The 12,194-nt window shown below is 56.7% G+C and carries 11 protein-coding genes; 4 read left to right on the top strand and 7 right to left on the bottom strand.

The features are described from left to right. Positions 1-73 precede the first annotated feature (73 nt). The 4 genes from FIV08_RS18980 to FIV08_RS18995 all read right to left on the bottom strand — a co-directional run bounded on the left by FIV08_RS18980 (position 74) and on the right by FIV08_RS18995 (position 5,315). Entirely contained in the window at positions 74-1,288 is a 1,215-nt protein-coding gene (locus FIV08_RS18980) for an IS256 family transposase (protein WP_152439549.1), read from the bottom strand. A 267-nt stretch (positions 1,289-1,555) separates the two neighbouring features. Then, on the bottom strand, positions 1,556-1,963 hold the full coding sequence (locus FIV08_RS18985) for a hypothetical protein (protein ID WP_152439456.1): 408 nt from the start codon (positions 1,961-1,963) through the stop codon (positions 1,556-1,558). Continuing rightward, on the bottom strand, positions 1,960-3,582 hold the full coding sequence (locus FIV08_RS18990) for an S-type pyocin domain-containing protein (RefSeq protein WP_152439457.1): 1,623 nt from the start codon (positions 3,580-3,582) through the stop codon (positions 1,960-1,962). Before FIV08_RS18990 ends, FIV08_RS18985 begins: the two co-directional genes overlap by 4 nt. Positions 3,583-3,731: 149 nt before the next feature. Further along, complete coding sequence (locus FIV08_RS18995; RefSeq protein ID WP_152439458.1) at positions 3,732-5,315, bottom strand: flavin-containing monooxygenase; 1,584 nt, start codon at positions 5,313-5,315, stop codon at positions 3,732-3,734. A gap of 538 nt (positions 5,316-5,853) precedes the next feature. Here FIV08_RS18995 and FIV08_RS19000 point away from each other — a divergent pair. Then, positions 5,854-6,492: a TetR family transcriptional regulator gene (locus FIV08_RS19000; RefSeq protein ID WP_152439459.1), complete on the top strand. Its 639-nt coding sequence runs from the start codon at positions 5,854-5,856 to the stop codon at positions 6,490-6,492. Between the two features lie 24 nt (positions 6,493-6,516). On the opposite strand, the gene bamE is transcribed toward FIV08_RS19000, so the two are convergent. Both bamE and FIV08_RS19010 read right to left on the bottom strand, forming a co-directional pair. Then, a complete protein-coding gene (bamE, locus tag FIV08_RS19005) occupies positions 6,517-6,828 on the bottom strand; it encodes an outer membrane protein assembly factor BamE domain-containing protein (protein ID WP_052009733.1) in 312 nt (103 codons plus the stop codon). A 153-nt stretch (positions 6,829-6,981) separates the two neighbouring features. After that, positions 6,982-8,094, bottom strand: coding sequence for an NADH:flavin oxidoreductase (locus FIV08_RS19010; protein WP_072675936.1), 1,113 nt, complete (start codon positions 8,092-8,094; stop codon positions 6,982-6,984). Between the two features lie 89 nt (positions 8,095-8,183). On the opposite strand from FIV08_RS19010, the gene FIV08_RS19015 reads away from it, so the two are divergent. Next, complete coding sequence (locus FIV08_RS19015) at positions 8,184-8,648, top strand: winged helix-turn-helix transcriptional regulator (RefSeq protein ID WP_152439460.1); 465 nt, start codon at positions 8,184-8,186, stop codon at positions 8,646-8,648. Between the two features lie 169 nt (positions 8,649-8,817). Further along, a complete protein-coding gene (locus FIV08_RS19020) occupies positions 8,818-9,546 on the top strand; it encodes an OmpW/AlkL family protein (RefSeq protein ID WP_152439461.1) in 729 nt (242 codons plus the stop codon). A 109-nt stretch (positions 9,547-9,655) separates the two neighbouring features. Here the strand turns inward: FIV08_RS19020 and FIV08_RS19025 are convergent, their stop codons facing one another. After that, a complete protein-coding gene (locus tag FIV08_RS19025) occupies positions 9,656-10,987 on the bottom strand; it encodes a DEAD/DEAH box helicase (protein ID WP_152439462.1) in 1,332 nt (443 codons plus the stop codon). Positions 10,988-11,333: 346 nt separating this feature from the next. Here FIV08_RS19025 and FIV08_RS19030 point away from each other — a divergent pair, with 346 nt between their 5' ends. Further along, complete coding sequence (locus tag FIV08_RS19030; RefSeq protein WP_152439463.1) at positions 11,334-12,185, top strand: TlpA disulfide reductase family protein; 852 nt, start codon at positions 11,334-11,336, stop codon at positions 12,183-12,185. Positions 12,186-12,194: the final 9 nt, after the last annotated feature.

Here is a 12,194-nt window from a genome sequence, read left to right on the forward strand (position 1 = left end):
CGGGAATTCGTCCGTTCCGAAAGCGAAGCTCTTTTTCGAGCCTGTAAATAAATCTGTGTAACTGCCCACCCCATTACAGGTGGCCGTCCAGGCGGTCACCGAATTCGATAATAAAGCGATTCAATGCCGGCTTCCAATCACGGATCGGCATGGTCCATTTCTTTGAGGCCTGCTGGATCGCCAGGAAGGCCACTTTCAGGGCCGAGTCATCACTTGGGAACAGCTTCCGGCGCTTGGTGGCTTTGCGGATGACACTGTTCAGTGACTCAATAGCATTGGTGGTGTAGATCACTTTCCGGATCGCCGGCGGGTACTCGAAGATGGTGATCAGGTTCTCCCAGTGGCTTTGCCAGGAACGAGAGATCTGTGGGTATTGGCTGTCCCAGCGCTCTCCAAAGGCCGCCAGTGCCTGCCGGGCTTCATGTTCCGTGGCGGACTGATAGATCTGCTTCAGATCGGACGTCACAGCCTTGTAGTCCTTCCAGGACACGTAGCGCAGCGAATTGCGAACCATGTGCACGATGCACAGTTGCACCTTGGTTTGGGGGTACTCAGCGGCAATGGCATCCGGGAACCCTTTGAGGCCATCCACACAGGCGATCAGGATGTCCTCCAAACCACGGTTCTTCAGTTCCGTCAGTACCGATAGCCAGAACTTCGCACCCTCGGTTTCGGCCAGCCAGAGGCCCAGTAACTCTTTCTGGCCCTCCATGTTGATACCCAGGGCCAGGTATAGGGACTTGTTGATGACCCTCTTGTCCTGACGAATTTTCAGAACGATGCAGTCCAGATAGACGATGGGGTAGATCGGATCAACAGGGCGATTCTGCCACTCGTGAACCTGATCGATCACACGCTCCGTCACCTTGGACACCAGAGTCGCCGAGATGTCGGCGTCGTACATTTCCTTGAAGGCGTCTACGATGTCTCGGGTGCTCAGGCCCTTGGCGTAAAGCGCTAGGATCTGGTCATCCATCTGAGTCAGGCGGGACTGGCCTTTACGGACGAACTGAGGCTCGAAGGAACCGTCCCGGTCCCGAGGAGCCTGTATCGGTACTTCGCCGTGTTGGCCCTTCAGGCGCTTGGCAGAATAGCCGTTACGGCTGTTGCCGGTGCCACGGCCTTCAAGAGCGTGCTTCTCGTATCCAAGATGCTCATCCAGTTCGGCGTTGAGTGCGGTCTCGACGGTGAGCTTGACCAGCTGCTGTGTGAGGGCTCCGAGATCTTTTTCAGACTTGATGTCTTTGGCCAGCTCGGCGGCCATGGCTTTGAGTTTTTCTTGGTCCAATTGCGTACCCACGATGGTATCCTTTTGAAAAGATTACTCAGTCGTGGGCAGTTACACAATTTGGTTTACAGCCTCTCTTTTTCCGGACGGGGCTCTACCACCCGCTCGCGGTATTGGTAATTGGTATCGTGTTCCGTGTTCATGCGTTCCCTGCAAATGTTCTTGTCAGCACTCGTTTGAGAAAATTTTTCTTATCGTTCCAAGCGATGGCTTTGCTTTGACCCTATTTTACAATAGAAGTAATTTTCACCGGACAACTGCTATGAATTATAACTCTGCAGTGATCTCTGAACTTAATGTCTCGGGGAGATTGAGAAACTTTCTCCATGCACTTAGAACTGCTTTGAATTCCTCAAGTGAGAATCTACCTTCTTCTTGACCGATCCAATCCTCATTAACATTTATGTTAATCTGAACAAAATTACTTGAGATAAAAACGTCAACGTCGTTACCTTCCACCTCTAGAGTTTTTATTTTTCCTTCTTCAAACATTTTTATTTTGGATAGTATCCTGTCACAGTCCTCAATATTCTGAGCAATGCTGGTTAAGGTATTGGCTAGATATCTCTGATACCGGGCCACTTCAAGTTCACCAGAAAACTCTTGGCGCTGATGATAGATTTGCCCTAGAACAGGGTGTTTTCCGCCATCGGAATAGTACAATTTTAATTTCATTTCTCACCTCTAAGTGTTCTTGGGGCCTGGCACACTGGATAAACTGTGGTTCTTGGTGAAATCCAACCCTCAACTCTAACACCGGAGGGAGTTACAGAAATCCACTTATCACCCTGAACAATTTTATTTGGATCATTCCAAGCTGCATCAACTTCACTTTTAATACGGGTTTCGTCCCAATCCTTAGGGAACATCGTGTTGCTAGAGTTGTTACTCGTCTTGGTTATCCACTGCCCTGGATTCGCCGGATCTTGGACTTCAACAGTAGCCATGTATACACCCGCAACATCAGGCATCGTTTCGGTGCCAGGAACTATCCTGACATCGCCATAAAGCAACGTATGGCCGCCGGTCGGTTTTCCTCTACTCGTGTAGTCAGCCTTCAGTACATGCTCAAAATCAATTGGTGATTGCTGAACATATTTGACTAAGCCACTATCTCCGGCACTATCAGCCCGCTTCTGAAAAACCAGATACAACGGCTCAATCCCACTATCCTTCGGAAAACTTACGATCAGCTCAACCTGATCCTCGAAAGGCCGCTGGTAGCCCGGCGGCGAATGTTCCTGACCATCCTCCTGAATCGGCGTCACCAGAATACTATAGGGATCGATCCCGGAGTCAGCTGGGTACTCGGTGCTCACAACCGGGCGATGGCCGCTTTCGTCCGGATACCAGACGAGGGTGAAGTCGTCGTCAACCACCACTTCAAAATTCTCGCCCTTGAGCTCTGCGTGAGCAACCGGAACCCGGTCTTTGTATCCAGTGCTGTCGTTGACATGATAGCCGGCAACCCGGAGGTTTCCGGTGGCATCCACGTGCAGATGAAAACGTACCCGAATGGCCGCCTCAGCCATTTCAAGGAGTTCTTCCTTGGTGTACAGGGTGCTGTCGCCCAATTTGGATGGCCAGAGTGCCAAAAGTACTGTGCTGGCAGCCGTACTCATTACGCTGGCACCAATACGCGCCGCCATAGCCCAGCCTTTTGCCAGTCTCATTGCCGAGCCGGAGATCAAGCCCAGCGGCCGCAAGCCGTTTGCACCAGGGCTGGTGACGGTGGCGGGGGCAAGCATCGCAAGGGTGCCAAAGTTACTGGCCTTTTCCTGCCCCTCGTTGCTGTCGGTATCCCCGGAGGGCCGGGTGCAGGACTTGGCGAATACCTTTGGGCCCAGGGGCGGAAGGGCAAAGTTTTCCGATATTACCACAGGCGGTGGAAGCGGCTCAGGTGGCGGTTCAATTACCGGGGTTTCTGGCGTGTAGTCGAGCTTCGGTGGTGGTGCCAGGCTATCGGAATGAGCGTAGGCGGTGCCCCTTGCAGGAAAAGCTCTTCGGTCACCGAAGCGTTTTTCGAAGCCAGTGACGGCATTCTCTGCAATGGCGACAGAGGCTCTTTCCGTGGGAACAATGCGCCCGGATACCAGCCGGAAGACGGGAACCGCCGGGATCTCTTTCAGCAACACCAACTCGCCACTGGCTAACTGGTCTCGTAAACGGGCAGGGGTAAAACTGGAGCTCGAAAGGTAGCTGGCCAATTCCCTATCGGAGTATTGGTCCCAGCCACCCTCGATCATCAACGCTTCGTGAAGCGCAAGCGAGTGCGGGTCTGCTATTTTGGTCACGTCCGTGTTTCCACAAAGTATTAATCGGCACAATCCATGCCTGTAGTGTGGTCAAAGGTACCGGAAATCTGGCGCCTATCCAAGATCAAGCCAAAAAAAGCCGCAGAGCCCGGGGCCATCCAGGCTCGGACTCTGCCGTCTCTCCGACTCTAGCCAACCAACGCCGGCTCGCCACCCTGCTCCATCACTCCCGCCGCTTCACACACATACTGCTCGGCATCAAAACGCTTGGTCTGCTGCCGGAACTGCCAGGTAAAGCCCGGCCACAGGGTGGTGTTCTTACCATTCTCGTTCACGTACCAGCTCTTGCAGCCGGTCTGCCACACCGAATCGCCAAGCTTGGCGTGAATCGAGGCGTTGTACTGGCTGACGGCGTCTTCCCTCACTTCCACCGTCTTCCAGCCCCGGTGCTGCATTTTTTTCAGGGCATCCAGCACGTACTGAACCTGGGATTCGATCATGTACACCATGGAGCTGTGCCCCAGCCCGGTGTTCGGGCCCATCAGCATGAAGAAATTGGGGAAGCCGGCTACCGTGGTGCCCTTGTAGGCTTCCGCCCCTTCGCGCCAGGCATCGAGCAGGTCCTGGCCGCCACGGCCGTAGATCATGCCCCGGGGAATCGGCTCCTGGGCCTTGAAGCCGGTGCCATAAACGATGCAGTCCACCTGGCGCTCGGTGCCATTGCTATCCACGATGGTGTTGCCTTTCACCTCACGGATGCCATCGGTGAGCACGTCCACATGATCCTGATCCAGCGCCGGATAGTAATTATTGGAGATCAGCACCCGCTTGCAGCCGAAATGGAAATCCGGCGTCACCTTCTTGCGCAGTTCCTTGTCTTTGATCTGACTGCGAATATGGCGCCGGGCCTGCAGCTCACCGATTTTCAGGATGCGCGGGTTACCGACAAAGCCCAGCACCCGGGCTTCCAGCGTCCAGTAGATGCTCTGACGAAACGCATTCAGGGTCTGCGGCACCTTACGGAACATCATCCGCTCCAGCGGGCGGATTTCCCGGTCCGGCTTGGGCATGATCCAGGGTGGGGTACGCTGGTAAAGGTCCAGGTGGGCCGCATCCTTGGCGATCTCCGGCACAAACTGGATGGCCGAGGCTCCGGTGCCGATCACCGCCACTCGCTTGCCGCGAAAATCATAGTCGTGGTCCCAGTTCTGGGAGTGGAAGCTGGTACCGGTGAAGGTGTCCATGCCCTTGATATCCGGGTAGGCAGGTGTACTCAGGCCACCCATGCCGGATACCAGCACTTGGGCGTGCAGCTTGCGGAACCTGGGCAGGGTTTTATCGCTGCGATCCAGGACATCCCCGGGCTTCAGGTTGTTGGTTTGCATGTAGGCCCAGAGCTTGGGGCTGTCGCAGGTTTCGATGGTCCAGGCCCCGGTTTTTTCATTCCAGCGGGCACCCGCCACGTGGGTATTGAGCTGGATGTGTTCGAGCAGGCCGTACTTTTCCGCGCAGTGGCGCAGGTAGGCTTTGATTTCCGGCTGGGGCGCGAACATCCTGGTCCAGTTGGGGTTCTGTTCGAATGAGAAGGAGTACAGCGCAGATTGCACGTCGCAGGCGCAACCGGGGTAGTGGTTTTCGTGCCAGGTGCCGCCGATGTCGTCGCTTTGTTCGAGGATAACGAAGTCGTTGAAGCCGGCTTCTTTGAGTTTGATGGCCATGCCGAGGCCGGAGAAGCCGGTGCCGATGATGGCGATCTGTGCGGTTTGTGTCATTGCTGCACTCCTGTGTGGCCTGTTTGGCCTTGCCTGTTGTTGTCTGGGTGGTCATCATTGACCGGTAGACACATGTATACCGCCATGGGTAGACACTTGTATACTCTGGTTCGGGTGTTTGGCCTTGGGTGACAGATTGTTGGCCTGTGCGGCCTTTAGATTGGGTGCTCGGTTCGCCGCTTGCTTGGGTAGATAGCACCGGCTGGCCTTTGGCTTATGGTGTTTGGTTGATTTGGGGATGGCTTTCCAAAACACGCTCCTTCGGCACATCCATGTGACGCTTGGGCTCCGCCATCCATGGCTCCGCACAGTTTTGGAAAGCCATCCCCAAACCAACCTTTAGACTTTTATGAAGGCCGTCTCCCAAATAGTGAAATTGGGAGGGCCCGCATACTCAAATGTTAGAGAGGCCGGTCTGGTAGACCTTTCGAAAATGCTTGTAGCCATGGATGGCGGAAAGCAAGCGTACATGGACGTACTCGCAGCGGTTTTCGAAAGGTCTACCAGACCGGCCTAACTCCAAAAACACGAGGCTTAGATGAACACACTGGCCGGCGGAAAACTGAAACTGGTACAGGCCGCTCTGCGGTTGATTACCGAAACACGGAGCCTGACATCACTCGGGCTGCGGGAGCTGGCCCGTGAGGCTGGGTTGAATCCGAATACCTTTTACCGGCACTTCAAGAGCCTGGACGAATTCGGGCTGCAGGTACTGGGGTATATCGCCGAGGACATGAAAACCGGAGTGCGACAACTGCGGCAGATGGCGGATTCATCCGAGCAGGCATCCCACGACACCGTCACCTTTGTGTACCACTACTTCCTCGCCAATCCCGCCGCCACCACGGTAGCCGTCCGCGAACTGCACGGGCCCTCGCCGGTGTTACGCCGGGCGCTGGAGGCGCAGCTGGATGCCAGTGCCCGGGAGATGGCGGAGGACATTCTTGAGCGGGGATTGGTGCCGGGTGTGGAGACCGCTGTGGTGCATGAGGTTTCCCACATGACCATCCGCTATATCCTGTTCCGGGCCATGGATTACATTGAGAAGCCCGAGCAGCGGGAAAAGATTCAGCAGGAAACCGAACGGTTTATCAACCGGCAGTTCCGGGGGGCCATGATTGAGGGGCTAAACGAGGAAGAGGTGCTGGCGTTGAAAACTGCACCGGGGCAAACCTGAAGCCCGCCCCGGCACTGAACAGCCTTACTCGGTGGTATTAAACACGTAAGATGACACAGTGCCATCGCTATTGAACCGCACCACCAGGTCCGTCGTTTCGGCATCACCAAAGGCAGACCAGCGATACTTGCCATAAGTCCAGGTGCGCTTGCCGTCTTCCACCCCGGTGCGCCAGGGCTCGCCGAACATATCCTGAATGTCCGCCCGGGTGGTTTCACCAATGCGGATCTGGTCCACATTGTGGGTCGCAAAGTCTCGGCCTACCGTCGCGCAGCCCACCAGGGTCGCCAACAACAAGGCCATGCCAGCCAGTTTCAGATGTCGAGCCACTGCCATATACAACTCCTTTTTCGATGGTTGAGTCATTACTGAACACAGCATAGCGGTTCTGTAAAACTGTGCGATTAACAACCGGATAACTTTCACCCACAAAAAAGCCGCGGGGCCTGAACAGGCGCCGCGGCAAGCAGGATCGAAGGGATAGATCGATCAGTAAAGCTTGGCCAGGGATTTCTTGGCGAAGGCTTCCACTTCGTTCAGCCGGCCTTCTTTCACTTTCACCAGCCACTCCGGGTCTTGCAGCAGGGCCCGGCCGACCGCAATCAAGTCGAACTCGCCGTTGTTCATTCGCTCTACCAGCTCGTCGATGCCGGACTGCTCCACGGCTTCCTGCTTGCTGGCGAAGGTGCCGCTGATGAAGTCTTCGGTCAGGCCCACGCTGCCAACAGACATGGTCGGCTTGCCGGAAAGTTTCTGGGTCCAGCCAGCCAGGTTCAGGTTGGAACCCTCGAATTCCGGCTCCCAGAAGCGGCGTGTGGAGGCGTGGAAAATGTCGACGCCGGCCTCAACCAACGGCTTCAGGAAGCGTTCGAGCTCTTCCGGGCTGTTCACCAGTTTCGCTTCGTACGCCTGCTGCTTCCACTGGGAGAAACGCAGCATGATCGGGTAATCCGGGCCGACGCGGTGGCGTACTTCTTCGACGATTTCCACCACAAAGCGCAGACGGTTTTCCAGGCTGCCGCCGTATTCGTCGTCACGCTGGTTGGTGCCTTCCCACAGGAACTGGTCCAGCAGGTAGCCGTGGGCACCGTGGATTTCCACACCATCAAAACCCAATGCTTTGGCGTCTTGGGCGGCGTCGCCGAAGGCTTTGATCACGTCCTGGATGTCTTCTTTGGTCATGGCCTTGCCGTTGGGCTTGCCTGGGGCGAACAGGCCAGACGGGCTGTATCCGGGGACGGACGGATCCGGCTCGGTGCCTTCTTTACGCACGGCACCTACGTGCCACAGCTGCGGGAAAATGGCACCGCCAGCTTCGTGAACGGCATCGACCACTTTCTTCCAGCCGGCCAGGGCTTCGTCACCGTAGAAAGCCGGTACGTTCGGGTAACCGTTGGCCGCCGCGTGGTTCACAATGGTGCCCTCGGTGATGATCAGGCCAACGCCGGCTTCGGCGCGGCGGCGGTAGTAGTCCACCACGTTTTGACCGGGTACGCCCTTGGGCGAGAAGTTACGGGTCATCGGAGCCATGGCTACGCGGTTACGCAGCTTGAGGTTGTGAAGTTCAAACGGCTCAAACATAGGACCAAGATTCATACTCATGTGATGTGCAACCTCATTAATTTGGTTTCGTTAAGCAACCCTATTAAATCCGGTTTCAAAATGCAACCCTATTCGGTACACTCCCTCACATGGCCAGAAAACGTTTTGATGACTCCAATTGCTCCGTCGCCCGTGCCCTGAATGAAGTGGGGGACTGGTGGTCCCTGCTGATTGTGCTGCACGCCATGTACGGCACCCGCCGGTTTGTGGATTTTCAACAGCAGTTGGGCATTGCCAAAAACATTCTGTGCGACCGCCTGGCACGCCTGGTTGATAACGAAGTGCTTCGCAAAGTAGACGTTGGCGAGCACGGCTCCCGCTTCGAATACCGCCTGACAGAGAAAGGCCGGGATCTGTTCCCGGTGGTGGTGGCCCTGCGCCAGTGGGGCGACAAATGGAACCCGGCACCTGATGGGCAGCCGCTGGACCTGCGCGATCGTGATACCGGTAAGCCGGTGCAACCGGTTACCGTGCGCAATGCCGAAGGCCAACCACTGTCAATCCGTGATGTGTTCGTTCCCGACAATGCTGAAAGCGACAGCAAAACGGCCTGACCATAAGGGCAAACCGCATTCTCCGGAATCACCCCGATTTTTTTTGAGCTGAATCAAGAGCCACACCAAACCAGATCCGCTGCCCGCCATTTCTTGCGCTAAATCAAGTTTCCCCGGCCCCGCTCCATTACATTGAGTCCATCGACTTTTAATGGATAAGGAGATGGCTATGTCTCGTAGTTTCAAATTGGGTGTTCTGGCAGCGGCCGTGATGGCAACTGCACCGGCCGTTCAGGCTTTCGAAGCGGGTGATTTCATTCTGCGTGCGGGTGTTGTGCATGTGGCGCCGGATGATTCCAGCGACTCTATCACTGTGGGTGGTGCGCCGCTGCTTTCCGGTGCGGATTCAAAAGTTACCGTCGATTCCAATACACAGCTGGGCCTGCGTGCCACCTATATGTTCACCAACAGCCTCGGTGTCGGCCTGCTGGGCGCAACCCCGTTCAAGCACAACATCAACGGTGGCGGCGATATTCCGAGTGACATCAAGCTGGGCGAAACCAAGCACCTGCCACCAACCCTGACACTGCAGTACTTCCCGATGGCAAGCTCTTCCGCCTTCCAGCCGTTCGTGGGCGTGGGCGTGAACTACACCACTTTCTTTGAAGAGAAGACCACCGGAACTCTGGATAGCGTGGTTGCTGCAGAATACGGCATCCCCGGAGCCCGCACCTCGCTGGACCTGGACGACAGCGTTGGCGTGGCCGTGGAAGTGGGCATGGACTACATGCTGAGTGAGAACTTTGGTCTGAACGCGGCCATCTGGTGGGCAGACATCAATACCGATGCCCGCGTGAAGGTTTACGATGCGAACGGTGATTTCGCCGCACAAACAGATAAGTTTGAAGTCGAAATCGACCCCATGGTCTACATGGTCGGTTTCACCTACAAGTTCTGATCCCACGTACCCCTGGCAGCCTTCTGGTCTGTGGGCTGCCAGCTGGTGCGTTCTCCTGTGCGGGGCTGTTTTGCAGCCCCGCTTTTTTATGTCTGGAGAACCGGGGTGATCAGGCGCTCTGGCGCTGAGCCGGCCGGCCACTTCTGCCCTGCCCCTGGCCACGGCCCTGGCCTTCGCCCTGACCACCACGGCCACGACCGCCGCTGCGACCAGCCGGTTTCGGGCCAAAGCTCTTGCCAGCGCCACCCTGGGGGCGACGATTGCGGGCCTTGCTCGGATCCGCCTTGGCTTTGGGCTTCAGCGGCAGGTTGTTCTTCGGCTCAAAGCCTTCGATTTCCTTGCGCGGCAGTTGCTTTTTGATCAGCCGCTCAATGCCCGCCAGCATCTTGCCTTCATCGGCGCTCACCAGAGACAAGGCATGGCCACTTTCGCCGGCGCGGCCAGTACGACCGATGCGGTGTACATAGTCTTCCGGCACGTTGGGCAGTTCAAAGTTCACCACCTGGGGCAGCTGCTTGATGTCCAGGCCGCGGGCCGCGATATCGGTAGCAACCAGCACACGCACTTCGCCGGCCTTGAAGTCCGCCAAAGCACGGGTACGAGCACCCTGGGACTTGTTGCCGTGGATAGCGGCAGCGGTAATGCCGTCTTTTTCCAGCTTCTGGGTCAGGCGGTTGGCGCCGTGCTTGGTACGGGTGAATACCAGTACCTGCTCCCAGCCATTGTCACGCACCAGCTTGCTCAGCAGCGCGGTCTTCTGGCTCTGATCGACCGGGTAAACCGACTGAACAATGCTTTCAGCCGAGGTGTTACGGGCAGCCACTTCTACCTGCACCGGGTTATCCAGCAAGCCCTCAGCCAGACCACGAATCTCGTTGGAGAAGGTGGCGGAGAACAACAGGTTCTGACGCTTGGCCGGCAACAAGGCGAGGATCTTGCGGATATCGCGAATAAAGCCCATGTCCAGCATGCGGTCGGCTTCGTCCAGCACCAGGATTTCCACTTCGTTGAAGCGCACGGCGTTCTGCTGATAAAGATCCATAAGGCGGCCCGGTGTTGCCACCAGTACATCAACGCCTTTGCGCAGCTTCATCATCTGCGGATTGATTTTCACACCACCAAACACCACAGCGGCCTTGGTTGGAACGTATCTGCTGTACAGGTTCACACTGTCGTGCACCTGTGCTGCCAGCTCCCGGGTGGGCGTCAGAATCAACGCACGGGGGCCTTTGCCATTGCGCGGGTTATCCGCCAGGCGCTGCAAAAGAGGCAGGGTAAAGCCGGCGGTTTTGCCGGTTCCCGTCTGGGCCGCAGCCATCACGTCTCTACCAGACAACACAGCAGGAATCGCCTGAAGCTGAATGGGAGAAGGGGTGTCATAACCCTGATCAGAAGTGGCACGGACCAGCTGCTCGGACAAACCGAGGGAAGAAAAACTCATATAAAATATACTCTTGATTGATTCTGCCTCCACGAACACCGGATGCGGCGAATGCGGGCAGATGCCATGAACATTCATGGAATAAAAGACGACTACGGTCACACGCCGATATCGGGGTGACGTCCTCTGACAGGTCGTATGGAGGTTCGCAAAGCGGCAAAGAGCCAGAAACTGCGGAATCCCTAGAGGCAGGACGCAGGCACGGTAACAGAGGGCTGGTGAAATAGCTATAGGTGGTTTTGATTAGCAGGCTTGTATTTTCTGGCGGAGAAACGGAACTCTCCCAAAGGCCACCGGTCACTAGCTGCCGTGCGCATTTAAAAACCTTTCGGAATCCGGAGATACCATGCTCAGTGTTGGCGTTGGCCCTGTCAGTTTTTCCATCGGGCACCTGTTGCTGGTCCTGGCTTTTATTGTTGCCCTGATTGTCGGGGGCATCACCGGCCGCAAACATGGAACACCCATCGCCGGCACTCTGGCGGATATCTTCGTGGTCGCCATGCTCAGTGCCCGCATCGGGTTCGTGATTCGCTATTACGAGCACTACCAGGGCGACTGGCTGGGCATGATTGATATCCGCGACGGTGGCTTTGATATGGTCACAGGCCTGGTCGCAGCCCTCGTGTTTGCCGGCTTCCTGATGTGGCGCCGGGCCAGCAGCCGCCGGGCGTTGGGCACGGCCATGGCGGCCGGCCTGCTGACCTGGGGCCTGACTGGCGGCGCCATTCAGCTGATCAACCAGCAACTCAAAGGCCTGCCCGAGGTGGCCCTGACCGACCTCAACGAGCAACCGGTCGATTTGAGCGCGATCGCCAATGGCCAGCCTACCGTTGTAAACCTCTGGGCCACCTGGTGCCCGCCCTGTATCCGGGAAATGCCGGTGCTGGAAGAGGCCCAGAAGCGCTACCCCGGTATCAATTTCGTTTTCGCCAACCAGGGCGAGCACCCGGAAACCATCCAGCGATTCCTGTCTGAACAGAAGCTGAATTTACACCATGTGCTGAGCGACCGGCAGGGCCAGTTCGGCCGGGTGACCGGCAGCCACGGCCTGCCCACCACCCTGTTCTACAACGCTGAAGGCAACCTGGTGGACAGCCACATGGGCGAACTGTCCCGTGCCAGCCTGGCCCGATCGCTGGAGCGTTTCGATCCGCAATTCCTGGTGGCATATGACGAAGCGGTCGGATACGCAGAATAAAGCCACGGA

It is taken from the genome of Marinobacter sp. THAF197a (genome assembly GCF_009363275.1).
GTDB lineage: Bacteria > Pseudomonadota > Gammaproteobacteria > Pseudomonadales > Oleiphilaceae > Marinobacter.